The sequence below is a fragment of the Aliinostoc sp. HNIBRCY26 genome (assembly GCF_050235535.1).
Classification (GTDB): Bacteria; Cyanobacteriota; Cyanobacteriia; order Cyanobacteriales; family Nostocaceae; genus Trichormus.
In genome coordinates, this window is record NZ_CP189852.1 from 1,208,780 (window position 1) to 1,233,582 (window position 24,803).

The following is a 24,803-nucleotide window of genomic DNA, read 5'->3' on the forward strand; positions in this document are numbered from 1 at the left end:
TAAGATTTTGCAGCATAATGGGATAGTCTATATAATTCCAATTTTTATCAATAAGAACTCCTTATGATTTATATTGAAAATGACCGTATATTATCTATAAAATACGGTTTTCTCTTCGGTATAAGATATGAGGATAGAGAATATAAGATGTCTCTACACTAGAATTAACTAAATTTAGTCTTCCCAGTAAAGATAGTAGATGAACATAAATCAATACAAATTTTTATTAAAGTTGTATTTCTATTCTTATTACAAAAATTAAATTTTACTGAATAAATTTCCTATTAAATAAAGAGAACCGCACACAACGACTAAACCATCACCAATAGTCAATGCCGCCTCTATAGCCGATATTTCATCAGCATAAGTTTGACAAGAGTACAAATCTGGACAAATATCACAGGCTAACTTTGCTAATTCTGTAGGATTAGCTGAGGCATTATCTGGTACTGGGACTAAATATAATCGGTCATTTGGTTTTAGTAAAACTTGAAAAATATCAGCATGATCTTTAGTAGATAACATCCCCATCACCCAAGTGATATTTTGAGGTTTGAGACTATCTACATAATCACGTAGGACTTTAGCGGCGGCTGGATTATGTGCGCCATCAATTAAAAGTTGATGATTTTTCCAATTAATCCATTGCATTCGCCCTGGCCATTTAGTTTTAGCCATACCATTAGTAATTGCTGTTGCAGAAATATCCCAGCCTTGCTGTTGGAGAATTTCTACAGTAGCTAAAGCTAAAGCAGAATTATGTAATTGTATTTGTCCCTGTAAAGGTAGAGGATATTGAATTAAATTGGCATCGAAAATAGATTGATATTCCGCCCATCCTGATTGTATTTCTTGTCCAGGTTGAGGCATGATGATGGGGCATTGTAATTCTTGAGCGCGCGATCGCACAACTGCTTGAGCATCCGGTGGTAATACTCCCACCACAGCCGGACACCCAGGCTTTAAAATCCCGGCTTTTTCTCCAGCGATATCAGCCACAGTGGGGCCTAACTGCTGCCAATGTTCCCTGCTAATGGAAGTAATTACTGTCACCAGTGGACGAGATATAACATTAGTCGCGTCCAACCGTCCCCCCAAGCCTACCTCTACAACAGCTACATCAACTTGCTGCCTAGCAAAATACAACCAAGCAGCTGCGGTGATGATTTCAAATTGAGTAGGGGACTGTTCAGAGTTAACAGCATTCTTTACTTCTGTTAATAATTCGTAAAGTTCCGCAGCAGAAATTTGCTGTTCATTCAGACAGATGCGTTCTGTCCAACTCACCAAATGAGGAGAAGTATAACGTCCTGTGCGATAACCTGCTTGAGTCAGAACAGATGACAAATAAGCACAAACAGAACCCTTACCATTTGTACCAGCCACATGAATCACACTGACTTGGTGATGAGGGTTTCCCAGGTTTGCTAACAGTGCGTTAATCCTTGAAAGTCCGAGGTTAACGCCAAAATGCTGAAATGATTGGAGTAGAGAATCTATATTCACGATTAGGGGATTGGCTGAAACTACCTTGACATAGTTAACAACAGCCTAACCTTCTGTTTCATCTGTGAGCAAACTATTGGGATCAATCCCTTGAGATTGTAAGTAGGCTATTAAGCGTTCTTTTTGCTGGCGTTCCTGTTCAGCCCGTTGTTTTTCCTGTTCAGCCCGTTGGCGTTCCTGTTCCACCATCTCTACAGCCCAAGGTAACAAATTACCCGATTCATCCCACCATCGCAACCAATAACCAGTTCTCCCCTCTTTTGTTCCGCGCCAAGTTCCTAAATATAATCCTATAGTCGCTATCCAATGGCGACCATTTTCATCTGGTTGCTTTAACTCATAGCGTCCATTTTCTAGTTGATGAAACTCCAACAATCCACCATCTGGATCAAAAATGATGTAAATGGGGACTTGTAAAATTTGTTCGTAGAAAAACCATTTCCCTGGCGGGTAGGTGCGCTTTGATGAATACTCTTCCCCTTCTGTCTGGGATAAAAATTCCATAACTATCGCTGGAATTTCCCCTTCTAAGTGAGGAGTATAGCTGGTGCGATCGCCCACAATTTCATTTACACGGGGAATATATAACCAATCTGGTGCTTTAGCGATAAATTGCCCATTCACTGTGGCACAAATCGCAAAATTCGAGGCGATTAACATTTGCTCTTGGATGAACCCACTAATTTCTAAGCTTTCACGCAAAGCACCAGCCAGGATTGGCTGACCTGTATTTTCCACTGGTTCATCCCCTAGCTTAAAATTATCGGGCAATGGTTGCCAACAAATATCTAGTGTGGTGATTTGGGCTACCATAAGCAAGGTTTTCGTATTTTATTGAATTGTATCACTAAATTAGTACAGCCAATCCAGTATGTAAGTACAACGAGTAATTCCAGTCCCCAAAATTAACAAAACCGACTGTTACAGTGAAAATAACAGTCGGTAATCAATTTAGTAATCTTAAATTAGAGTTTAGGCTTCTCTGTTCAAAAAGTTTTGAACTTGTCTAAGAGCCGCAGCACCGATATTAAACAAAGCCCAACCACCAGCAACAGCGATGGGAGCTAAAACGATCGCTACACGAAAATCAATACCATCCATTTCTAGTACCCCTCTATCAAGTAGAAATTAAAGTTTTATCAACTACTCTCATTTTTATTTTTAGCTGAAGTGGGCAATTTTGCTAGGGGATTTTGTAAAGAAAGATTAAATAGTTAGTCAATAGTCATTGGGGACTGGGGACTGGGGACTGGGGACTGGGGATTGGGGGACAAGGTAGACAAGGTAGATTTTAATGCCCTATGCCCGATGCCCGATGCCCAAATTTTTAAGCAAACCCAATATCCGTTCCCTTCCCAGCGTGGACTAAAGCTAACTTTTTGTAACGTTCGGCGTGTTCTATGAGGTCTGCGGCTTCTTGTTGTGTAACTTGGCGGAGAATTTTGCCGGGAATGCCTACAACTAGTGAGAAGGGGGGTATATTCTTGGTTACTACTGCACCAGCACCGATGATGCTACCTGCTCCTACTCTGACTCCATCTAAAACTACTGCGCCAATACCAATTAAACAGCCGCGCTCAATATGGGCTGAATGTACAACAGCACGATGTCCTACTGTCACATGGTCTTCTAAAATTGTGGGCAACCCAGGATCACCATGTAAAATAGCCCCGTCTTGAATATTTGTGCATTCGCCAATGTCAATGCGTTCTACATCTGCTCGCACAACTGCACCATACCAAATGCTGACTCCGGCTGCTATGTTGACTGAACCCATGACAACGGCGTTGGCTGCAATGAAGGCAGCTTGAGAAAAATCGGGAGAAGGCCAGTAAGAAACGGTAGACACGATAGAATAGGAATAAGGTACCCAGGAACACTGGAGAGGCTCCATCCTTGGAGACTGGTTGCAAAACCAGAATATCACAGTGTCATTCCCCTTCGAGGAGGAAGACAATCCGTAAAAGTTGTTCTCGCTTCATGTTTTTGATGTGCAGTCGAGAATGATTTCTCCCTGATGATAGAGCCGGAGTGTAAAATCCAACCCACTGGTGCTGGTGAATACGAAAATACGTTTGTACGCACTTCATGATGAATCCAGGCTTGCAGTACCCTATATTCGGAGCTGATATACAGTGTCCCCATTGTCGGCAAACTATTCCGGCACTGACACTAACTGATACTTATTTATGCCCTCGTCATGGCGCGTTTGAAGCTAATCCCAAAACTGGAGAGTTAGTTCATCTACAGTCTGGGCGACATTGGCGACGGTGGAACAATGAGTGGTATAGACAGCATACTCATCCTGATGGCATTCGGTTTGAAATCCACGAAGCCTTAGACAAACTATACACCCAAGGCTATCGAGCGACACGAGTGATCATCGCCAGACGTTATCAGGAGTTGATGAGTGGCTATTTAGAACGCAGTACACCTTGGCGTTCTGGACAGCAAGAAGCATCATCTGCAAGGCTATACGGCTTACCTGTAGAATTTAGTCCTGATCCAGCCGAAGATCCTTGCTGGGAAGTGATTAATTTCGATTTAGATAAAGAACCGGGTGTGCCGGTGCGCTACCCTTATTTCAGATTGTTTGAATAAAAGGGACTGGGGATTGGTGACTGGGGACTGGGAACTGAGGAAGTAACTCAACTTCCGATTTACACAATACATTCCCAATACCTGATCCCCAATCCCCAATCCCTAATCCCCAATCCCCAAAATGCACCACGCCTCTATTCGGACTGCGAATATCCATCACGCGATCGCTTTTTATGAAATCTTAGGTTTTACAGTCTGTGAACGCTTCACCACAGGCTACACCTTGGCTTGCTGGATGGAAGGATTAGGCGGAAGAATTGAATTAATTCAAATACCCCAACCCAAACCCGCACCGGATGCGTTTAGTGATGAGCATTATGTGGGTTACTATCATCTGTCGTTTGATTTAACGGAAATTACTGAAGATTTACCAGGGTGGTTGACAAATTTACAAAAACGAGTAGCATTATCAGTAGAATTACCACCTTTAAAAATTCTTTTAGAACCGACTCAACAGCAAATAGGCGATCGCATTTTAGAAGTAGCCTTTATTGCCGATACGGATGGCTTGCCTTTAGAGTTCATCCGATTTTTAAGCAAACAACATTAGTTTCTTGTTTTTATTTTGTCTTTTTATATACATTTATTGCTATCGTCAAGGTAACATATTTATTCAAGAGAATGAGAATATTCTCGGCAATAACTATAGAGAATGATTTTATTTAATACATCTACCACAGCAAATGTCTATATTATCAGCTGCCTATAGATATCGTTTTCATCTATTGCTGTTTATCGTTTCATTAATGACCTTATTATTTCTTGGCAATGCGCCTGCTAAGAGTCAAGATATAAGTACCCTAAATCGTGAGAGAAACCAATTAACATTAGTGACCAAAAATTCCCAAGATTTAAAATTAACGGAAAATGTCCACAGGACTGTTTTAGAAAATGGACTAACTGTTCTCATTAAAGAAGTTCATACAGCTCCTGTAGTGAGTGTGCAAGTATGGTACAAGTTTGGTTCACGCCAAGAAGCACCAGGAGTCAATGGCATTGCCCATCAACTAGAACATATGATGTTTAAAGGTACAACTAGCCGTCCGACTCAATTTGGCTGGTTGTTTAGTGCTTTGGGTAGTGACTCGAATGCTTTTACAAGTTACGACCAAACAGCTTATTACGGCACGGTGGAACGAGACAAGCTCAAAGCATTGCTAGCTCTCGAAGCAGATAGAATGCAAAATGCGCTGATGGATAGTGAACACCTAGCTAGCGAGAAGCGGGTAGTCATTTCGGAGTTACAAGGTTACGAAAATAGCCCGGAATATCGACTCAGTCGTGCTATCTTGCGGTCAGTATTTCCCAATGGTTACGGTTTACCTGTAGGTGGTACTAAGGCTGATGTCGAAAAATTCCAGATTGAGCAAGTCCGCCAATACTATCGTCAGTTTTATCATCCTGAAAATGCCGTTTTAATCATTGTCGGCGATTGTCAAGCTCAAGAAACTCTAGCTGCGGTCAAGGAAATTTTTGGTAGTATTCCCAAGGGTCAACAGTCAATAGTCAATGGTCAACAGTCAACAGTCAATAGTCAACAGTCAATAGTTAGTAATTCTAAGTCGCCCATCTTTTTACGAGAACAGGGTTCAGCTTCATTATTGCAGGCTGTCTATCCTTTACCATCTGCAAATCATCCAGATATGCCGGCTTTAGAAGTGGCGGATTATATTTTGACAGAAGGGAGAAATTCTCGACTATATCAAGCTTTGGTGGAATCGGGTTTAGCCACTGATATTTCAGGCGCAGTGGTGAGTTTAAAGCAAGGTGGGTGGTATGAGTTGCTAGTCACGGCTGATCCTGATGAAGATGTGAGTAAGCTGACACCTGTGGTGAACCAGGCGATCGCGAAACTTACTAAAACAGGAGTCACCGCCGCCGAGTTAGCTAGAGCGAAAAGACAGTTAGAATCTGCGACTATTTTGAGTAACCGTAGTATTACTGATCAAGCCATGCAGTTAGGTAATGATGAGACAACTACGGGTGATTATCGCTTCACAGACCATTATTTAGCGGCTGTGCATCAAGTTACGTCCGCAGATGTCAAAGCCGTATTAAAGAAATATCTGCATCCATCGGCGCGGAAAGTGGGAATTTTTCAACCGCTTACCAATCAAAATAAAGAAATCGCGTCAAAACAGCCACCTCCACAAACTAGGGAAAATTTGTCTGGTAATTTACCCACTTTGCCAGCTGAGATGCTGCGCTACTTACCAGTCATTGAACATGATGAACAGGTTAACAATAAGACACTGCAAGTACCACAGCAGTTCACCCTAGCTAATGGCTTACAGGTATTATTATTAAGCGATCGCTCTACACCCACCATTACTTTAAGTGGTCATATCCAAGCAGGTACAGAATTTGACCCAGGAGAACAAGTAGGATTAGCTGCACTAGTAGCAGATAGCTTGATGAGTGGAACGAAAACCAAAAATGCTGTTACCCTAGCGAAAGCCTTGGAAGACAGAGGCGCGACTTTAGATTTTGAAGCTTATCGGAATGGCGTACAAATAGAGGGTAATAGTCTGGCGGAAGACTTACCAGTATTAATTAAAACCTTAGCAGATGCCCTAAAAAATAGTACATTTCCGCAGAAAGAGTTGGAATTAAATCGCCAACAAGCCTTAACAGACTTGAAAGTAGAATTAGATGATCCAGCCGCAGTGGCGCGCAAAATATTTTTGCAATCGATTTACCCGAAAAAACATCCTCTACATAAGTTCCCCACAGCCGAGAGTCTGCAAAGCATTAAGAGAAAAGATGTAATTGCTTTCCAAAACAAATACTATCGTCCAGACAGTATGGTGTTAGCACTGGTGGGAGATTTTGACACAGAAGAAGTGCGATCGCTAATTCAAGCAGAGTTTGGTGATTGGCGTGCTAGTGGTTCACCGCCAAAAGTCGAATATCCCCAAGTATCCAACCCCAGTAATTTAGTGCGAGTCAACCCAGTAATTCCAGGTAAAGCCCAAGCTATCACCTACATGGGTTATACAGGAATCAAACGCCAAGACCCTAGATTTTACAGTGCTTTAGTATTGAATCAAATTTTAGGCGGCGATACCTTATCTAGTCGCCTGGGTGCAGAAATTCGCGATCGCCAAGGCCTAACATACGGAATTTACAGTCACTTTCAAGCGGAAAAAGACTTTGGGACATTTTGGATTGAAATGCAAACCAGCCCAGAAGATGCTAATCAAGCGATCGCTAGCACCCGTAAATTACTACAAAACATCCATCAACAAGGTGTCACCGCCACAGAATTAGAAATGGCTAAACGTAGCCTGACTGGTAGTTATCACGTTTCTTTAGCAGATCCAGAAGAATTAACTAGTAACATCTTGATGAATCAGGTATATGGTTTAGACAAAACAGAATTACACACCTATACCCAAAAAATTCAACAAGTTACCCTGACAGAAGTGAATCAAGCCGCCCGTGAATTACTACATCCTGATAATCTGGTTGTAGTGACTGCTGGCCCCCCTATCTTGGCTCACAGATAGTTGGCATGGGGCATTGGGCATTGGGCATGGGGAATGGGGCATTGGGCATTGGGCATTGGGAGACAAGGTAGACAAGGTAGACAAGGTAGACAAGGTAGACAAGGTAGACAAGGTAGACAAGGTAGACAAGGAACAAGAGTATCAACCTCTAATGACTAATGACTAATGACTAATGACTAATGACTAATGACTATTGACTATTGACTATTGACTAATGACTATTGACTATTGACTATTGACTAATGACTATTGACTATTGACCATTGACTATTTCGCCACAAAAAATAAGCTAACTTAAAAATAGATAGTATTTCTCAACTAAACTTCTAGTAAAACACAGCAAAATTAGCTCTAAGGCGCAAGTAATCATTAGTTTCCCATGAACATCCTCACCAATTTACTGTCTCAAGTACCTAAACCCGTAACACCTAAACAACGCCGAGGAATTGAAATTAAATCGCCGCGTGAGATTGATATTATGCGGCAATCAGCAAAAATTGTTGCTACCGTCCTCAAGGAAATTTCGGAGTTAGTCAAGCCAGGTATGACTACAGCCGATTTAGATGCTTACGCAGAAAAACGTATCCGTGAAATGGATGCAACCCCCAGTTTTAAGGGATATCACGGTTTTAAAGGTTCTATCTGTGCCAGCATTAATAACGAAGTAGTGCATGGTATCCCTAATCCGAAAAAAGTCATTCGGGCTGGGGATGTCTTAAAAGTGGATACAGGTGCTTACTATCAAGGATTTCATGGTGATTCTTGCATTACTATCGCTGTGGATGAAGTCACCCCAGAAGCTGCTAGATTAATTCGCGTTGCGGAAGAAGCACTTTATAAAGGTATTGAACAAGTCAAAGCCGGTGCATACTTATTAGATTTAGCCGGTGCAATTGAAGATCATGTAAAAGCACATGGTTACACTGTGGTAGAAGAATTTACCGGACATGGTGTCGGACGTAATTTACATGAAGAACCATCCGTGTTTAACTACCGTACAAGAGAAATGCCTAATGTGAAACTGCGTGCTGGTATGACTTTGGCCATTGAACCAATTTTAAACGCTGGTTCTAAACATACACGCACCTTAGCAGACCGATGGACGGCTGTAACTGTAGATAATTCCTTGTCAGCACAGTTTGAGCATACAGTTTTGGTGACAGAAACTGGTTATGAAATTTTGACTGATCGCACCAAAATTTAGTCACAGAATATAACTAAAAGCGATCGCACTTTACCAATGCGATCGCTTTTTGCTAACGGACTAGCAAATATCTCATCTGTAAATTCCTCAGTGCCATTTATCTTACATCGAGGGTTATGATTGTCTAGTCGTAGTCAATATTTTTCTTTCTATAGACCTGCTGATATCAGCATCCCCAAATTTTTACAAAAATAAAATTATTGTTAGGCATAACCTATGAGTGTTGAAAAAAAACATTGGTTGCAAACGGCTGTTCAAGTTAAAGGTTCAGTCCTTGCATCAATATATAGACGGGTAATTGGCTGTGGCTTATTTGGAGTTTTCGTTTCTCTACTTTATTACTTCAAATTACCTGTATCGCAACCAATTTTAGGGACTGTTATTCCTAGCATTGTTTTGGGTTTATTATTAGTTTTTCGCACTAATACAGCCTATGAAAGATTTTGGGAAGGTAGAAAATGTTGGGGTTCTATAGTTAATAATGTCCGTAACATAGCAAGACAAATTTTAGTATCAGTTGCGGAAACTGCACCGGAAGATAAGAAAGAAAAAATCGGGGCTTTATATTTACTAGTAGCTTTTGCAGTTGCTACTAAAACACATCTTAGAGGAGAATTAGTCAATAATGAGTTAGAAGAATTAATGTCTTCTGCTAAATACTTCAAACTAAAAACCATGAATAATCCTCCTCTAGAAATAGTTTTTTGGGTAGAAGATTATTTACAAAAGCAATACAATAATAATTGTCTCAATTCTTATCAGTTAACAGCTATTCAACAATTACTAAATAATTTGGTAGATAATCTAGGTGCTTGTGAACGCATTTTAAAAACCCCCATGCCCCTAGCGTATTCCATTCACTTAAAACAATTATTATTACTATATTGCTTGTTACTACCATTTCAAATGGTGCAAAGTTTAGGATGGTGGACAGGTGCAGTTACGGCGTTAGTAAGTTTTACCTTATTTGGCATTGAAGCCATTGGGTTAGAGATAGAAAATCCTTTTGGTTACGATGCCAACGACTTACCCCTTGATACAATTTGTCAGACTATGCGACGTAATATTGATGATTTAATCAGTTTATACTTAACGCGATCGCCCCAAGACAACGAACTATCCCTTTTGCCGCCTGAATTGTAATTGGGCATGGGGCATTGGGCATTAGGTTAAATATTTCTTCCTTGTCTCCCTTGTCTCCTCTACACTAGGCTGTTGACTCTGTGGCTTTTTTGGGGTCTGGTTCATACAGTTTTTTATCGGTCTTCACTATGGCTAAAACCTAGTAATAGCTAGGCTTTTAACGAAACATAAATTACATGGTACATATTTACTAGAAACTAACAAAGTCAACAGCCCAGCAGATGACGGGGGGCAGTGGGAAAAATCACGATGTCTTCTCACAGAAATGGGATAGTTTATTTTCTGGAAGTTTCCAAGAACACACCAAAATTTTCCTCTCCATTCATCAAATCACGTGAACAGAGAGCAACTTTCTGAGAAACTCAATGTTATGGTAAAGATATATGAAAATTTTCTTCATAAAACCTGATTCATACTCGGCAAAACTAAGCAAACTCACTTACCAAGAATCTGCTTAAATGTCAAGTATGATTGCTAATTAAATGCTTACTCAAGTAGCACATAAGAAATTAATAGTTTCTCAGACTTTCCCCAAAACCGGCAAGATGATGGAAAATCGAATTTTGTATGTTCGCCTTCCTTGTAACCCTATCTTTCCCATAGGGGTTGTTTACTTAAGTGATCACGTCCACAAGGTTTTTCCCCACATCGAACAACGCATTTTTGATTTGGGAACAGTCCCACCTCTAGACTATGCCTTAGCCTTAGATCGTTGTATCGATGAATTCCAGCCTACACTACTGGTATTTTCTTGGCGGGACATTCAAATTTATGCCCCAGTGGGTGGGCGTGGTGGGAATCCGCTACAAAACGCATTTGAGTTTTACTACGCGAAAAACCCCTTCATTAAATTGCGTGGTGCTTTGGGCGGTTTACGCATTTTCATTGCTTACTATGTAGAGTTGTGGCGTAACCTGGGACTCATCAAACGGGGTTTGAAACGCGCCAGACAATATCATTCTCAAGCCCGTGCTGTCGTTGGTGGCGGTGCAGTTAGCGTATTTTACGAACAACTAGGAAAAAGCCTACCCCCAGGGACAATTATCTCTGTGGGTGAAGGGGAAACCCTGCTGGAAAAATTTCTGAGTGGTAAAGAGTTTCGAGATGAACGTTGTTATGTGGTAGGGGAAGCCAAACCAAGACAAAGACTAATTCACGAACAACCCACGCCCTTAGAAAAAACAGCCTGTAACTATGACTATATAGAAACTATTTGGCCAGAGTTTAATTATTACCTCCAAGAACAAGACTTTTACATTGGTGTACAGACTAAACGAGGTTGTCCCCACAACTGCTGTTATTGTGTCTACACCGTTGTCGAAGGGAAACAGGTAAGAATTAACCCCGCCGAAGAAATAGTGGCAGAAATGCGCCAACTATATAATCGTGGTGTGCGTAATTTCTGGTTTACAGACGCTCAGTTTATCCCAGCGCGGCGATTTATTGACGATGCTGTAGAACTCTTACAGAAAATCGTTGATTCTGGGATGACAGATATTCATTGGGCAGCATACATCAGAGCCGACAACCTCACACCAGAGTTGTGCGATTTGATGGCGAAAACAGGGATGAATTACTTTGAAATCGGTATTACTAGCGGTTCTCAAGAACTCGTGCGGAAAATGCGGATGGGTTACAACTTGCGGACTGTGCTGCAAAATTGTCGCGATTTAAAAGCAGCTGGTTTTAACGATTTAGTCTCTGTTAACTATTCCTTTAACGTCATTGATGAACGTCCCGAAACCATCCGCCAAACCATTGCATACCACCGAGAACTAGAAAAGATTTTCGGTGCTGATAAAGTTGAACCAGCTATTTTCTTTATCGGTTTACAACCCCACACCCACCTAGAAGAATATGCCTTGAAACAAGGTGTTCTCAAACCAGGGTATAATCCCATGAGTTTGATGCCGTGGACTGCTAAAAAACTACTATGGAATCCTGAACCGCTTGGTTCATTCTTTGGTGAAGTTTGTTTACAAGCCTGGCAAAGAAACCCCAACGATTTCGGACGAGAAGTCATGAACATCTTAGAAGAAAAATTGGGCTGTGCCGATTTAGAAGCAGCACTATCTGCACCGATAGAAACGAAAGAGAAACAGTTAGTTAGTGCTGAGTTGTGAGTGCTGAGTGCTGAGTGCTGAGTAATGAGTAATAACTCATTAGTTTTTCTTCTCTGCTTCCCCTGCCTCCCTGCCTCCCCTGCCTCCCCTGCCCCCCTGCCTCCCTGCCCCCCTGCCTCCCCTGCTTCCCCTGCCCCCTGCCTCCCCTGCCCCCTGCCTATGCTAGAAGGTTCAATTCTCCAACTACTAGAAACCGCCCATCGCTCGACTGTTAGGCCGATTCACTTTGGGGTGTATTATAAAAATACGCTGGTGGCTTTGTGTCATGCGCTGGAAGACCACATATTAAACGATGACAGCACACCCCTAGTGATCACTGCTTTTCAACGAGGTAAGTGGTATTTGCAGGAGGCGGAAAGATATGCAGACATTGCCAAACACAGTGGCAAAATTGTGATTATGGCTGCACCAGATGCGGGCTTTAGGGAAAATCCTACTAGTCAATTGTCAAATGTGGACTTGGTAGCATTGGATGAAACAGATCCAGTGGCGCAGGAATGGCATTTGATTATTTTATCGCCAAAATACACAGCAATGGTACTTTGTCAAGAGTTATCAGATGCTGATTATGGTGCCAGAGGATTACCTGCTACCGATTTAGAGCGTAAGTTTTATGGGTTGTGGACATTTGAGCCGACGTTGGTGAGTGAGACAGCAGAATTAGCGATCGCTCACATTCAAAAGTACAATCCAGAATTAGCACAGAAACTCTCAGCACATCAACAAGCCATTCCCCCAGCCATCATCAACCCCGAAGATTTGAGTTCAGTTGTCTCCCGTGTTGTAGATTATTTGCAAACCGGACAGGAACAACTATCAATTCCTACAGCAATGCGTCAGCAAGCCTTAGATAACAACTTGCTTTCTAACGAAGTGCAAGCATTTTTGCGAATGGCGCAGTTGATGGAATTAGGAGATATTAATAATCCTATGGCCGCCACGGAAGTGAGTGCGATCGCCGAAACAATGGCGCAACTTCTGGATCTCCCTGCATGGCAAATCAAAAGACTAAAACTAGCAGCATTATTACATCGCATAGATCCATTTCGCACAGCACCCAGCGTCCTCACTAGCAGTGATACTACACATCAGCAAGAAACAGCACCTAGTTGTCCACTAGTTCCAGGCGCACAAGTATTACGAAAAATGCCAAGGTTAAGGGCAGTAGCTCAAATTATCACACACCAAACCGAACATTGGGATGGTACAGGAGAACCAGCCGGATTAGTCGGCGATGCAATTCCTTTAGAGTCCAGAATTTTGGCTTTAGTTGCTGAATTTCAATGGCGAGTTAATCAACAAAAATCTTCCCAACAGCCACGGGAAGAAATATTTACTCAAGCCTTAGCCGAATGTAGACAACAATCTCACCGCTTTGACCCTAAACTATTAGATGCACTCACTTTGTTAGTCATGGGCTTACAACAGGGTTTAGACTTACCCCTAATGACAACCAAAGCTAGCACAGGTATGTGGCTGCTCGATTCCCGATGGCAAAGTCAAAACCAGGCCAGTGAAGAGATGAGAATTTACCCATCATGAATATTGAAGCTATTAAACAAGGACAACTGAAACATCTTGCAGGGGTAAATTTAGAAGATGAGGAACTCTCTCAACTGGATTTAAGCCGGATTAATTTAGCCGGTGCTACCCTTGTCGGGACTAATTTTACAGCTTCTAAACTCGAAGGCGGACATTTAGAAGGTGCAAATTTAATGGGTGCTAATCTCCAAGCTACCGACTTACGGGCTAATCTGATGGGTGCTAACCTCATGCAAGCAGATTTAACTGGTGCTGACTTACGAGGTAGTAACTTACGTGGTGCTAGCTTGATGGGCGCAAGACTGAGTGATGTATCCCTAGCTGGTGCTTTTTTAAGCGGTGCTAATTTGATGAACGTTAATTTGCAAGGCGTTGATTTACGCGGTGCTGATTTACGGGGTGCTAACTTGACGGGTGCAAATCTCAAAGGCGCAGACTTAAGCCGCGCTGACTTGCAAGGGGCGTTATTTAGTGAAGCCAATTTAGAAGAAGCCGACTTACGCGGGGCGAATTTAGCCGGGGCAAATTTCATCGGGGCTAACTTGCTTTGTGCTGAGTTGGAAGGCGCGAATTTAAATGGTGTGAATTTAGAGAAAGCTTGTTTAGTCGGTACTTTAATGGAGAAAGTTTCATGAAACAATGGGGACAGTATCCTCATTTTTTACCCTTGCTACACTTGGATTATAGGTAAACTTAGGTGAAAGTCTGTGACTCTACAGGAAGTTATTGATTTAGCAAAGCAACTCTCTACAGTGGACAAGGTGCGCTTAATTCAGCAAATAGTTCCTGACATAGAACAAGAATTAATTCATGAAATTCCTACTCCACGTCAATCATTATGGGGTTTGTGTGCGGATTTGGGAAAAGCACCTTCCGCAGATGAGATTGATGCAGCTCGTTTTGAGGAATGGGCAACCTTTGCACGGGAGGATATTTGATACTACATAATATATTGATTAGTCTAAATTTGGCGACAGAAATAATTGTAATTACCTATTTCTTAAAAAAACTACAAATCATTTCACCAGGACTATTTTCAGTAAATTGAATTACAGTCCTATCTTTTTGTAATTTAAACTTACCTCGACAATTGTATATTTCTACAGGTGTTTTAACTCCGTCAACACTTACAGATGCTTGATATTCCCAATATTTCTTCGCACTACGTTTAATACTAAGAATGCAAATTTCATGTCCTTCATAGTTGCGGCAGACTATAGCCCAAGCAGGAGACACCCAAGAGCAAGATACTATTAGTATTAATAAAATTACACCGTATTTTATCATTATTAACCTTTGACACTCCGCCGCCACATCCACATAGCCAAGATACTCATAAAAAATACTCCCATTAATCCTTGCAAGGGATTATTATTTACCCCAGTAACCCAGTTGGGAACTTGACCAGAATATTGACTTAATCCCCCGACGTTAATAATGTAATAGCCACAAACTAAACCACCATGTAAACCTATAGGTAAGCCCAAAAGTCCCCGCCGCCAACGCTTTCCCCATACCTGCGTTAAACCTAACAATACTAAAGCGGGAAACTGTGGTAATGTTTCAATAATTGCTGTTAGTGGTTTGATAAAGTGTAAAGCTGCAAAGATGAGTGCATCTGTCCACAATGCTACAGGCTGAGTATAATCTCTTTGCAACTCATCTAATAACCAGCCACGAAATAATAATTCTTCAGCAAACCCTACACCTATACCTACAATTAGACCTTCTAAAATTAACTTGGGTAGAAAGATTTTCGGTGATTGCCATACTAGCCAACCTAAAATACTTTGTACTCCGAATAAGATAAAAATATTAATGATGCCTAAAATAAATCCAAAAAGTAGTTCTACACCATTACGTCCTGTGAATTTCAACCCATAAAGCTTTAATATCTGTGGTTGCTGATAGACTTTTTGACCCCAGAATCTCAACAGTAAAATAAACTCTATATACAGCACCACCATTGTGATAATACTGACTGTATTAGAGTCATCTACTAGTAAATAAATTGGTGCAGCTATAGGCAACCACAGCAATAATAGAACCAAAATAAAACAACCCAGCCGAATGGGGGCAGGGCGTTGAGCTAAGTTCATCAAATTAATTTTCATATCTAATTGAGTCCAAAGTCACAACTTGATCATTTCAGATTATGACTAATGACTCACAACTATTCTTCAGGTTCTATCGTACTACTAAGTCCATGACTTTTGAGAGTTTCACAATAAAACTCGGCGTGTTCTTGCGCGCAGGTAATGACTAAAGCTAACCCATTAGTGTGGGCTTCCATCATAATGCTGACAGCTTGGGGCTGGGTTAGGCTGGGTACTGTAGTTATTAACACTTGTACCACATACTCCATAGAGTTGTAGTCGTCATTATGGAGCAAAACGCGATACCGAGGCGCAAGCTTGCGGGATGTAGAACGCTTCTCAATGGTTTCGACTGACACAACTTTTGCTCTTCTAATTTGCTGGTTTACTACAACAGGGTTCTGTTTAGGCGATCGCTTAACAGTTATTCACTTATTCTAGGGCATTTTTACCAAAACCTCATATTTGATCAAAAGTTCCCCGTAGAAAAGTTAGAAGATAGAAGGGAAGAGGGTTTTCAGGTGTCGGGTTCTCCCTATCATTCTACTGAGCTTGACGGTAATTCGTCCCTTTCACTTCTACAATGAGGTTAGAAGAAACCATCAACTAATCCGTGCTACTGCCCTAAATTAATTAACTATGGACATGAGTTTTGATTTTCAACCAGGACAAATAGTGTCTTTAGAGCATGATGATCAAAATCTGTATGCGGAAGTAATTCAAGTTGTGGTTTCCCGTCAGCTATGCTGGGTACGTCCCTTACTTCTGGTGACACACACCCCAGAAATACCCGTAATTACTGACTTGCGGGATGGTTCTGACTTGTTGTGGCCTGGTGAGTTGTTTCGGCCAGCCCTAGATACGGAAGTCATCACCTTTTTAGGTCAAATTTTGGCTAAAGAACCAAAATCAGAACTAGACACAACAGCTAAAAACCAACTCCATCAGTTTATTCACCAACTTTGGCAAGCTTATCAGGAAGGAGTGAGGAGTGGTGAGTGCTGAGTGTTGAGTGGTGAGTGCTGTTAGCGGTAGCGCGGCGTTTAGCCGGTGCTGAGTGCTGAGTGCTGAGTGCTGAGTGCTGAGTGGGGCGAGACTATAGTTGTGTCAGGTGTTATACCAATTTGGGACAAGTGGTATTGTCTCAAGATTTTGGAATAGGCTATGAATCTAAGCTTTTAATCCAAAATCCAAAACTTGTACTGAGCTTGTCGAAGTATCCAAAATCTAAAATTGGTGTACTCGCTATCAACTGTAGCGAATTCCCGCATCTCGCATCCGTTCTATAGCTGTTTGTAAGCGTTCATCGGGGATAGTCAACGCAATTCTGATGTAACCTTCCCCTGATGCACCATAGCCATTGCCTGGAGGGACTAAGATACCGCATTTATCTAGGAGGAGGTTAGCAAATTCAACAGAAGAATATCCTGAAGGTACTTGTACCCAAACATAGAGGGTGGCTTTTGGTGGTTCAATAGGCCAGCCTAAAGACTGTAGTCCTTGAATAACTATGTCACGGCGATTTTGATACACTAACATCAAACTCGTTAATTCAGCTTCATCAGTATTGTAAGCTGCGATCGCTGCCTGTTGAATCGCTTTAAATACCCCAGAATCGACATTGGTTTTGACTTGGCTTAAAGCTTTAATCCCGTTGGCATTGCCCACGACAAAACCAATCCGCCAACCTGTCATATTGTAAGACTTAGACAGACTGTGGAACTCAATTGCCACATCTTTAGCCCCTGGCACTTGCAATACACTCGGTGGCTTGTAACCATCGTAAGCCATTTCTGAATAGGCATGATCATGACACAGCAGAATCTCATACTGCCGACAAAACGCTACCAATTCTGTAAAAAAATCCAAGGTGGCTAAAGCCCCAGTGGGATTATTTGGGTAGTTAATCCACAATAGTTTTGCTTTTTGGGCTACAGTTTCAGGAATGAGACTAAGGTCAGGTAAGAATTTATTTTCTGCCTTGAGAGGCATAGTAAATGGTTCACCCCCAGCAAAAATTGTGGCGGTTCGATACACTGGATAACCAGGATCTGGTATTAATACATAGTCTCCCGTTTCTACAAAGGCTAAGAAAGTATTATGTATCGCTTCCTTAGAACCAATGGAAGATATAACCTCTGTATTCGGGTTTAATCCTGCAACACCAAAACGCCTTTTCATCCACTCCACTGCTGCTTCCCGAAAGGCTGGCATACCATCATAGGGCGGATAATTATGATTACTCGCTTGATCAATTGCTGTGTGCATAGCCTGGAGAATATGAGCAGGAGTTGGCTTATCAGGATCACCCACTGCCATATTAATGATGTCAACTCCTTGGGCAACAAGTTCTTCCCGTTTGCGGTTAATCTCAGCAAATAGATAAGGAGGAATTTTTTCTAAACGTTTAGCAGGCTGCATGGCGACTTTTTACTAATGCACAAGTGAAGATTCACTAGCACAGTTTACGCCACACCAGGTAAATAAATAGTAAATATCGTGTAGAGTCCGCAGGTTGGCTAGATGCTTGTCATCAATGAAATCTAATATCCCAGACTCGGCACTAACTGAATACGCCCAGCATCCATTTCGGTCATTAACAATTCCAAAGCCTCGTAATCTACATCCGATATGTAACCTTGTTGAGTCAATTCGGAGTTGATTTCATTCTCTATCTCTGGAGTTAATTTCTTGATATCGAGGGCTTTCTGCACTAACTGACGAATTACGTATCTAGTTCTCATAGGTAATGAACCCAATATAAAGTGATACTAAATTATCCAGGATGAAGCTCAGTATAAAATGTGATTGTCACACTATTGTACTAGTGATTTAAATCACACTTAATTCAAGTAGATAGTTCCTGATTAAACTTAACAGTTGCCACAAATATCATCAACAGCAAATGCCCTTCAACCCTGGCCATATCACAGTTCAATTTGCTGTACTTCTCAAGACGGGCATGATTTTTCCGCACAATTATGGATGACTGTTTTCCCGTCTTTTGCTTTGTGGTTATCTATGTTGATTTTTTTGGCAACTCATTAGAAAAAAAGTATATATAAATACTTTTTACTCCGAAATTATGACAACTTTAAACATACACAGGAAAAAAATAAAGATTCAGCAAAGAGATGTAAGACATCTGGTCGATGTATGAGCTGACAGTTTATGTTCAAATAAATTCAAGCTTCATGGTTAAATAACTCTGATTAGGATGCCTATATGCAAGCACTACTAAAGAGTCAAAAAGTAGCAGTTATTCGTCCCCATAACTGCCTAAATGCAACTAACGCGCTGGAGTTTGAGCGAGAGTTGTCCACAATGCTAGCTCAAGAAGATGTGGCTGGGTTATTAGTAGACCTAGCAGCAGTAGATTCTTGTGACAGTTCTGGACTGATGGCTTTAGTATCTGCGCTGAAGTTAGCTCAGAATCTAGGCAAAGGCTTTCAGCTTGATTCCGTATCCCCAGCTATCAAAATAGTTTTAGAGTTGACTCAACTGGATCAGATTTTCGAGATATCTCAGGGATAAATTCTCCCACGCAAGTTCGCTAGACTAACACAAGCCACCCCTTTGAGCAACTAAGTGTTAAACACTTGTAACTTGCTACAACAAAAGCCACCCAAATAGCTAATCAATGCTAATGTTGGAGGGAAGACGTAGCTGTAATTCGAGTAGCGCAAAGTTGGCAAAGTGGCTATTGCATTTGAACAATTAATCACATCTGATATCTTAAAACCAGGCCGTTACTTGGGTAACGAACAACTGGCGGTACATAAGCCTTGGAATCAGGCAGTTATACGCTGGGTTTTGACTTATCCAGAGGTATACGAAGTTGGTGCATCTAATCTAGGGCATATCATCCTGTATAACATTTTGAATGCCCAACCCCGACAGTTGTGCGATCGCGCTTACCTACCAGGTACAGACTTAGCCGACAAACTCAGGGTAACAAACACCCCCTTGTTTGCGGTTGAGTCGAAGCGAGAGCTAAAAGAATTTGATATTTTAGGTTTTAGTCTAAGTTATGAATTAGGAGCAACCAACATTCTCGAAATGTTGGACTTAGCGGGAATTCCCCTGACATGGCAAGCAAGATTGCAGGGGAATCACCCGCTTATCTTCGCAGGAGGGCAAACAGCAACATCCAATCCTGAACCCTACGCCGACTTTTTTGACTTTTTCGCTTTGGGAGACGGTGAAGAACTGCTCCCAGAAATCGGCTTAGTTTTAGAAGAAGGCAAACAAGCCGGATTAAGTCGGGAAAATTTACTTCTAGACTTGGCGCAAATCCCTGGGGTGTACGTACCGCAGTTTTATGCACCAGACAAAGACGGTTCCGTCAAACCAGTCCGTCCAGATGTACCCCAACGGATTTTGCGGCGAGTCGCTACCCCCATCCCCGCCTATTCCATTGGACTAGTACCATACGTTCAAACTGTACATGACCGCTTGACAATAGAAATCCGCCGTGGTTGTACCCGTGGCTGTCGATTCTGTCAACCAGGGATGCTGACTCGACCCGCCAGGGATGTCGAACCAGAACAGGTGGTAGAAGCCATTGAACAAGGCATGAGAGCCACTGGTTATAATGAATTTTCCCTCTTGTCTTTGAGTTGTTCTGATTATTTATCCCTACCGGCTGTGGGGATGGAAATTAAAAATCGATTAAGAAATGAAAATATTTCCCTGTCGCTCCCTAGCCAACGTGTAGATAGATTTGATGAAAACATCGCCAATATTCTTGGTGGTACACGCCAAGGCGGCCTCACCTTTGCCCCCGAAGCTGGTACACAGAGAATGCGTGATATCGTCAATAAAGGTTTAACTAACGAAGAACTATTACGAGGTGTCAAAACTGCCTGGGAACAAGGCTGGGATAAAATCAAGTTATACTTTATGATCGGCTTACCAGGGGAGACAGACGCTGACGTTTTGGGTATTGCCGAAACAGTCAGTTGGTTACAAAGGGAATGTCGGGGTAAAGGTAGAAGACCACTCAACTTCAACCTGACAATTTCCAACTTCACCCCCAAACCCCATACACCATTTCAATGGCACTCAGTTTCTACGGCAGAATTTCGCCGGAAGCAAGACCTACTAAGGCAAGCCTTCCGCCGCATTCGGGGGGTAAAAGTCAATTTTACCGATGTGCGAATTTCCGCAATGGAAGACTTTATTGGTAGAGGCGATCGCTCTTTAGGTAAAGTCCTGCAACGCGCTTGGGAATTAGGCGCAGGGATGGATTCTTGGTATGACAGCCTAGATAAAGCTTTTGCCGCCTGGGGAGAAGCGATCGCAGAAGCTGATCTAGATTGGAAATACCGCCAAGTTGAAAACGGAGAACGGAATCTGTTTGCAGACGAGGAGGAAGGTAGAGGAGACAAGGTAGACAAGGTAGACAAGGTAGAATTACTTCCCAATCCCCAATCCCCAGTCCCTAGTCCCCAATCCCCAATCCCCAATCCCCAATCCCTAGAAGCTCCCCTACCCTGGGATCATATAGATACCGGCATTGACAAAAAGTGGCTGATTGAGGACTTACAACGCGCTCTGGAAGCGGCTATTGTCCCAGACTGTTCTTTTGATGGTTGTTCGCATTGTGGCGTATGTGGCACAGATTTTGGCCATAACATCGTTATCGAACCACCTGCTATTCCAGAATTTGCGGGTGAATTTGTCCCCAACATTAACAAAGCCCAACGCCTGCGCGTTTGGTTTGGTAAACAAGGTGACATGGCTTTGCTGAGTCACTTAGATTTAATGCGGTTGCTGGATCGAGTAGTGCGGCGTGCTAGTTTACCAGTCGCTTACACTAACGGTTTCCATCCTAGTCCCAAAATTGCTGTCGCCAGTGCCTTAGCTTTAGGGGCTACTAGTAGCGGTGAGATTGTTGATTTTGAGTTAACTGAACCTGTAGATTTGGCAGTATTTCAACAAAAACTGACTCAAGAACTGCCCCCAGATATCCCTGTGTATCGTGTGGCAGAAGTAGATTTAAAAGCTCCCGCCGCGAATAAATTATTGGAACAAGCAGAGTATTTAATTACTATTGCTGCCCCCAGTGAAGTCACACCAGCACAATGGCAAGAGTGGATAGCCGCAATTGAGCAGCAAGCCGAAATTTTGTGTGAGCAAACAACTAAATCTGGCAAGACTCAGATGATAAATCTGCGCTCACGGTTGTTTGAGTTGGAATTAATTTCTACCAGCAGTACGGAAACTGAAGCGATCGCCGTGATCCGCTATGTGGGTAGCTGTCGCCAAGATGGTTTTTTATTGCGCCCAGAACAAATTCTGTCTATGCTAGAAATAGTCTCTGGGGAAAACTCAGCCAACCTGAGAACAGACTTCACAAAATTTCATCTTCTGCATATTCACCGCAATCAGCTAATCTTAGCGGTATAATCCTAGAGGGCAACTGGCTAGTAGTTGCCCTCAGTCGCAATCATAGGAATTGATTTTTGGCAAGGTTGCGTTAGAATGAAATGAAGAGAAATTTTCTGACGCTGCATTGAAGAAACTGGTTCACAACTACCCTGGTCGTCAGGGAGCAAACGAGCAAGATATCAGAGTGAAGCTTCTTGGGTTTTATCCCAGACAAACTAAGGCAGATTAAAGAACACTCTCTCTATAGCTACCTTGTGAATCAGTAATTAACAGCAGATTCCAGTCAACTTCTCTATCTATGCTTTTTAAAACACCTGCTGAATGCCCAATCCCTAGAGGGTGAAGGTATCGCATCAGAAATCAACCACGGACGGTTGATTTATTTGCTTAAACAGTATGCAGCCGTTCTGGAATAATCAGGCGTGTGAACGCAATTCCTTAGCCAATAGCTCTTTAATTTTGAAGTTCGACTTCACAATTTTTATTACTAACAGCGTCTTTGGAGGCTGGCAGGGGCGAGAGGCATAACAAACCTCCAAGCCCGTTGACGCTGCCGATTTTTGAGGAAATTGAATGCCAAAACAAATTATTATCGCGGAGCAGCATCAGATTGCTGCCGTGTTTTCGGAAGATCAAATACAAGAGTTAGTTGTAGCCACAGGGCATCATCAAATCGGTGACATCTACTTAGGTGTAGTAGAAAACGTCTTACCTGGAATTGACGCGGCTTTTGTCAATATTGGTGATCCAGAACGTAACGGTTTTATTCACGTAACAGATTTAGGCCCACTGCGGATCAAGCGCACAGCAGCAGCAATTACAGAATTATTAGCACCACAACAAAAAGTTTTGGTGCAGGTAATGAAAGAGCCAACCGGCACAAAAGGGCCAAGACTGACAGGTAATATTACTTTACCCGGACGCTATGTAGTATTGATGCCCTATGGCAGAGGTGTCAATTTATCTCGACGCATTAAAAGCGAAAATGAGCGTAATCGATTACGGGCATTAGCAATTTTAATCAAACCCGCAGGTATGGGTTTACTAGTGCGGACAGAAGCCGAAGGTAAACCAGAAGAAGCAATCATCGAAGATTTGGAAGTGCTGCAAAAGCAGTGGGAAGCGATTCAACAAGAAGCTCAATCTACCCGTGCGCCAGCTCTATTAAATCGAGACGATGATTTTATTCAGCGTGTATTGCGGGATATGTACGGTGCGGATGTCAACCGGATTGTGGTGGATTCTAGCACCGGATTAAAGCGAGTTAAACAATATTTACAAAACTGGAGTGGAGGTCAAACACCGCAAGGATTATTAATTGACCACCATCGCGATCGCTCCCCGATTTTAGAATATTTCCGCATTAACGCTGCTATTCGCGAAGCCCTCAAGCCCAGGGTAGACTTACCTTCTGGTGGGTATATTATTATTGAGCCAACGGAAGCCCTAACTGTTATAGATGTTAACTCTGGTTCCTTCACGCGATCGGCAACAGCCAGAGAAACCGTATTGTGGACAAACTGCGAAGCCGCCACAGAAATTGCCCGTCAACTACGTTTAAGAAATATTGCAGGGGTAATCGTCGTAGACTTCATTGATATGGAATCACGGCGCGACCAACTACAAGTTTTAGAACACTTTAACAAAGCCCTGAGAGCAGATAAAGCTCGTCCCCAAATTGCTCAACTGACTGAGCTAGGTTTAGTAGAACTGACTCGCAAACGCCAAGGTCAAAATATTTACGAATTATTTGGTGAAACTTGCTCTACTTGCGGTGGTTTAGGACATACAGTCCGCTTACCAGGGGAAACTGAAAGCCGCTTACCCACCCCAGTAGACGTACCAGATAGATTTGTATCTTTACCCCAAAGAGAAACTCAAAGAGAAACCCAAAGAGAAACCCAAAGAGAACCTCGTTTACCCGTGACTCGCCTTACAGATATGCGAGAAACTTACGATGGGTTTAATGAAGGATTTGATAGTGATGCTGACTTGGGATCTTTCAATTTGATGAATCATCCCAGCTATCAAGAACTCAATGATCACAACAAACGTCGCACCCGCACCCGCAGGAGTCGCATTGGTATCAATGGAGCCAATGGTAAAGATGAAAATCGCATTTCCCACAATTCTCTAGGTTATATCAACGAGTCAGATTTAGATTTAGATAACGACACAGAACTGGGTACAACACCAGAATTACCCTCACCGAATTTGGGTAAATCTGGTTGGGTAGAAAGGGGAGACAGGACTAAAGTCAGCAAAGCCGAGCCGATTAAGCCTGTAGTAGAACCGCCGGAAATTCGCACTGTGGAAATGACTCAACCGGAGCAAGATATCTTTGCTTTAATGGGAGTTTCGCCGCTAATTAAATTAGAACAAGAGGTGAAAAATCCGAAATCGGTCATCATTAATATTGTGCAACCAGGACAACCATCAACGCCGCCCCCAGAAGAAACCCCCAAAGCAACTGTTGTTGAGTCAACATCCTCAGAATTTACCCCGCCCAAACTCAAGTCAGAACCCAAACCAGAACCTAAATCATCCCCTGTCGCTGTACCTGAGCCAACGGTAACAGCAGTCAGCACGGAAGAAAATGAAACCTCAATGGCTGCTACTCCCAACCGTCGTCGTCGTCGTCGCTCCTCTGCGGCAGAATCTGATAGTGACGAAATTTAAGTAGCCG

General features: G+C 42.3%; 23 protein-coding genes. 14 read left to right on the forward strand and 9 right to left on the reverse strand.

Going from position 1 to position 24,803, the window contains the following annotated elements; genetic code table 11:
* Positions 1–258 precede the first annotated feature (258 nt).
* From ACQFX9_RS05100 to ACQFX9_RS05120, 5 genes are all read right to left on the reverse strand, one after another.
* Entirely contained in the window at positions 259–1,506 is a 1,248-nt protein-coding gene (locus tag ACQFX9_RS05100; protein ID WP_427160995.1) for a bifunctional folylpolyglutamate synthase/dihydrofolate synthase, read from the reverse strand.
* Between the two features lie 45 nt (positions 1,507–1,551).
* The gene (locus tag ACQFX9_RS05105; RefSeq protein WP_427160996.1) at positions 1,552–2,319 is read right to left on the reverse strand and encodes a Uma2 family endonuclease; all 768 of its coding nucleotides are present in this window, start codon (positions 2,317–2,319) and stop codon (positions 1,552–1,554) included.
* A 159-nt stretch (positions 2,320–2,478) separates the two neighbouring features.
* A complete protein-coding gene (locus ACQFX9_RS05110) occupies positions 2,479–2,607 on the reverse strand; it encodes a photosystem II protein Y (protein ID WP_427160997.1) in 129 nt (42 codons plus the stop codon).
* A gap of 226 nt (positions 2,608–2,833) precedes the next feature.
* Positions 2,834–3,355 carry a gamma carbonic anhydrase family protein gene (locus ACQFX9_RS05115; RefSeq protein WP_427160998.1) on the reverse strand — a complete coding sequence of 174 codons (522 nt, stop codon included), beginning with the start codon at positions 3,353–3,355 and terminating at the stop codon, positions 2,834–2,836.
* A gap of 82 nt (positions 3,356–3,437) precedes the next feature.
* On the reverse strand, positions 3,438–3,596 hold the full coding sequence (locus tag ACQFX9_RS05120) for a hypothetical protein (protein ID WP_427160999.1): 159 nt from the start codon (positions 3,594–3,596) through the stop codon (positions 3,438–3,440).
* Between ACQFX9_RS05120 and ACQFX9_RS05125 the strand changes: the two genes are divergently transcribed.
* The 10 genes from ACQFX9_RS05125 to ACQFX9_RS05170 all read left to right on the forward strand — a co-directional run bounded on the left by ACQFX9_RS05125 (position 3,595) and on the right by ACQFX9_RS05170 (position 14,566).
* Positions 3,595–4,107: a TIGR02652 family protein gene (locus tag ACQFX9_RS05125; protein ID WP_103139318.1), complete on the forward strand. Its 513-nt coding sequence runs from the start codon at positions 3,595–3,597 to the stop codon at positions 4,105–4,107. The two genes, ACQFX9_RS05120 and ACQFX9_RS05125, sit on opposite strands and share 2 nt — an antisense overlap.
* A 121-nt stretch (positions 4,108–4,228) precedes the next feature.
* Positions 4,229–4,657, forward strand: a complete 429-nt coding sequence (locus tag ACQFX9_RS05130; protein WP_427161000.1) for a VOC family protein — start codon at positions 4,229–4,231, stop codon at positions 4,655–4,657.
* A gap of 133 nt (positions 4,658–4,790) precedes the next feature.
* On the forward strand, positions 4,791–7,616 hold the full coding sequence (locus ACQFX9_RS05135) for a M16 family metallopeptidase (RefSeq protein ID WP_427161001.1): 2,826 nt from the start codon (positions 4,791–4,793) through the stop codon (positions 7,614–7,616).
* A gap of 33 nt (positions 7,617–7,649) precedes the next feature.
* Entirely contained in the window at positions 7,650–7,775 is a 126-nt protein-coding gene (locus ACQFX9_RS05140) for a hypothetical protein (RefSeq protein WP_427161002.1), read from the forward strand.
* A gap of 220 nt (positions 7,776–7,995) precedes the next feature.
* The gene (map, locus tag ACQFX9_RS05145; RefSeq protein WP_427161003.1) at positions 7,996–8,820 is read left to right on the forward strand and encodes a type I methionyl aminopeptidase; all 825 of its coding nucleotides are present in this window, start codon (positions 7,996–7,998) and stop codon (positions 8,818–8,820) included.
* Positions 8,821–9,036: 216 nt separating this feature from the next.
* On the forward strand, positions 9,037–9,963 hold the full coding sequence (locus ACQFX9_RS05150; RefSeq protein ID WP_427161004.1) for a bestrophin family protein: 927 nt from the start codon (positions 9,037–9,039) through the stop codon (positions 9,961–9,963).
* Between the two features lie 545 nt (positions 9,964–10,508).
* Positions 10,509–12,086 (forward strand): photosystem II high light acclimation radical SAM protein, encoded by a 1,578-nt coding sequence (locus ACQFX9_RS05155; protein WP_427162798.1) that lies wholly within the window; start codon positions 10,509–10,511, stop codon positions 12,084–12,086.
* A 159-nt stretch (positions 12,087–12,245) separates the two neighbouring features.
* Entirely contained in the window at positions 12,246–13,628 is a 1,383-nt protein-coding gene (locus ACQFX9_RS05160) for a DICT sensory domain-containing protein (protein WP_427161005.1), read from the forward strand.
* A complete protein-coding gene (locus ACQFX9_RS05165; RefSeq protein WP_427161006.1) occupies positions 13,625–14,263 on the forward strand; it encodes a pentapeptide repeat-containing protein in 639 nt (212 codons plus the stop codon). The genes ACQFX9_RS05160 and ACQFX9_RS05165 overlap by 4 nt, the downstream gene beginning before the upstream one ends.
* Positions 14,264–14,335: 72 nt before the next feature.
* The gene (locus ACQFX9_RS05170) at positions 14,336–14,566 is read left to right on the forward strand and encodes a hypothetical protein (protein ID WP_427161007.1); all 231 of its coding nucleotides are present in this window, start codon (positions 14,336–14,338) and stop codon (positions 14,564–14,566) included.
* Positions 14,567–14,917: 351 nt separating this feature from the next.
* On the opposite strand, the gene ACQFX9_RS05175 is transcribed toward ACQFX9_RS05170, so the two are convergent.
* Positions 14,918–15,742 (reverse strand): CPBP family intramembrane glutamic endopeptidase, encoded by an 825-nt coding sequence (locus ACQFX9_RS05175; protein ID WP_427161008.1) that lies wholly within the window; start codon positions 15,740–15,742, stop codon positions 14,918–14,920.
* 59 nt (positions 15,743–15,801) lie between these two features.
* Positions 15,802–16,083 carry an ATP-dependent Clp protease adapter ClpS gene (gene clpS, locus ACQFX9_RS05180; RefSeq protein WP_236140808.1) on the reverse strand — a complete coding sequence of 94 codons (282 nt, stop codon included), beginning with the start codon at positions 16,081–16,083 and terminating at the stop codon, positions 15,802–15,804.
* 280 nt (positions 16,084–16,363) lie between these two features.
* On the opposite strand from clpS, the gene ACQFX9_RS05185 reads away from it, so the two are divergent.
* Positions 16,364–16,729, forward strand: a complete 366-nt coding sequence (locus ACQFX9_RS05185) for a hypothetical protein (protein ID WP_427161009.1) — start codon at positions 16,364–16,366, stop codon at positions 16,727–16,729.
* A gap of 243 nt (positions 16,730–16,972) precedes the next feature.
* Here ACQFX9_RS05185 and ACQFX9_RS05190 read toward each other — a convergent pair whose 3' ends face one another.
* Both ACQFX9_RS05190 and ACQFX9_RS05195 read right to left on the reverse strand, forming a co-directional pair.
* Positions 16,973–18,145, reverse strand: a complete 1,173-nt coding sequence (locus ACQFX9_RS05190; protein WP_427161010.1) for a pyridoxal phosphate-dependent aminotransferase — start codon at positions 18,143–18,145, stop codon at positions 16,973–16,975.
* A 122-nt stretch (positions 18,146–18,267) separates the two neighbouring features.
* On the reverse strand, positions 18,268–18,468 hold the full coding sequence (locus ACQFX9_RS05195; protein ID WP_103139227.1) for a hypothetical protein: 201 nt from the start codon (positions 18,466–18,468) through the stop codon (positions 18,268–18,270).
* A gap of 481 nt (positions 18,469–18,949) precedes the next feature.
* On the opposite strand from ACQFX9_RS05195, the gene ACQFX9_RS05200 reads away from it, so the two are divergent.
* The 3 genes from ACQFX9_RS05200 to ACQFX9_RS05210 all read left to right on the forward strand — a co-directional run bounded on the left by ACQFX9_RS05200 (position 18,950) and on the right by ACQFX9_RS05210 (position 24,796).
* On the forward strand, positions 18,950–19,258 hold the full coding sequence (locus tag ACQFX9_RS05200; RefSeq protein WP_427161011.1) for an STAS domain-containing protein: 309 nt from the start codon (positions 18,950–18,952) through the stop codon (positions 19,256–19,258).
* A 162-nt stretch (positions 19,259–19,420) separates the two neighbouring features.
* Positions 19,421–22,135, forward strand: a complete 2,715-nt coding sequence (locus tag ACQFX9_RS05205; protein WP_427161012.1) for a TIGR03960 family B12-binding radical SAM protein — start codon at positions 19,421–19,423, stop codon at positions 22,133–22,135.
* Between the two features lie 555 nt (positions 22,136–22,690).
* Positions 22,691–24,796, forward strand: a complete 2,106-nt coding sequence (locus tag ACQFX9_RS05210; RefSeq protein ID WP_427161013.1) for an Rne/Rng family ribonuclease — start codon at positions 22,691–22,693, stop codon at positions 24,794–24,796.
* Positions 24,797–24,803 lie beyond the last annotated feature (7 nt).

Excerpts from the sequence above, each read along its gene's own strand:
- ACQFX9_RS05190 (WP_427161010.1), bottom strand. The coding sequence starts at position 18,145 with ATGCAGCCTGCTAAACGTTTAGAAAAAATTCCTCCTTATCTATTTGCT.
- ACQFX9_RS05195 (WP_103139227.1), bottom strand. The coding sequence starts at position 18,468 with ATGAGAACTAGATACGTAATTCGTCAGTTAGTGCAGAAAGCCCTCGAT.
- ACQFX9_RS05175 (WP_427161008.1), bottom strand. The coding sequence starts at position 15,742 with ATGAAAATTAATTTGATGAACTTAGCTCAACGCCCTGCCCCCATTCGG.
- ACQFX9_RS05210 (WP_427161013.1), top strand. The coding sequence starts at position 22,691 with ATGCCAAAACAAATTATTATCGCGGAGCAGCATCAGATTGCTGCCGTG.
- ACQFX9_RS05150 (WP_427161004.1), top strand. The coding sequence starts at position 9,037 with ATGAGTGTTGAAAAAAAACATTGGTTGCAAACGGCTGTTCAAGTTAAA.
- ACQFX9_RS05105 (WP_427160996.1), bottom strand. The coding sequence starts at position 2,319 with ATGGTAGCCCAAATCACCACACTAGATATTTGTTGGCAACCATTGCCC.
- ACQFX9_RS05185 (WP_427161009.1), top strand. The coding sequence starts at position 16,364 with ATGGACATGAGTTTTGATTTTCAACCAGGACAAATAGTGTCTTTAGAG.
- ACQFX9_RS05200 (WP_427161011.1), top strand. The coding sequence starts at position 18,950 with ATGCAAGCACTACTAAAGAGTCAAAAAGTAGCAGTTATTCGTCCCCAT.
- ACQFX9_RS05140 (WP_427161002.1), top strand. The coding sequence starts at position 7,650 with ATGGGGCATTGGGCATTGGGCATTGGGAGACAAGGTAGACAAGGTAGA.
- ACQFX9_RS05130 (WP_427161000.1), top strand. The coding sequence starts at position 4,229 with ATGCACCACGCCTCTATTCGGACTGCGAATATCCATCACGCGATCGCT.
- ACQFX9_RS05135 (WP_427161001.1), top strand. The coding sequence starts at position 4,791 with ATGTCTATATTATCAGCTGCCTATAGATATCGTTTTCATCTATTGCTG.
- ACQFX9_RS05120 (WP_427160999.1), bottom strand. The coding sequence starts at position 3,596 with ATGAAGTGCGTACAAACGTATTTTCGTATTCACCAGCACCAGTGGGTT.
- ACQFX9_RS05125 (WP_103139318.1), top strand. The coding sequence starts at position 3,595 with ATGATGAATCCAGGCTTGCAGTACCCTATATTCGGAGCTGATATACAG.
- ACQFX9_RS05160 (WP_427161005.1), top strand. The coding sequence starts at position 12,246 with ATGCTAGAAGGTTCAATTCTCCAACTACTAGAAACCGCCCATCGCTCG.
- map (WP_427161003.1), top strand. The coding sequence starts at position 7,996 with ATGAACATCCTCACCAATTTACTGTCTCAAGTACCTAAACCCGTAACA.
- ACQFX9_RS05155 (WP_427162798.1), top strand. The coding sequence starts at position 10,509 with ATGATGGAAAATCGAATTTTGTATGTTCGCCTTCCTTGTAACCCTATC.
- ACQFX9_RS05110 (WP_427160997.1), bottom strand. The coding sequence starts at position 2,607 with ATGGATGGTATTGATTTTCGTGTAGCGATCGTTTTAGCTCCCATCGCT.
- ACQFX9_RS05165 (WP_427161006.1), top strand. The coding sequence starts at position 13,625 with ATGAATATTGAAGCTATTAAACAAGGACAACTGAAACATCTTGCAGGG.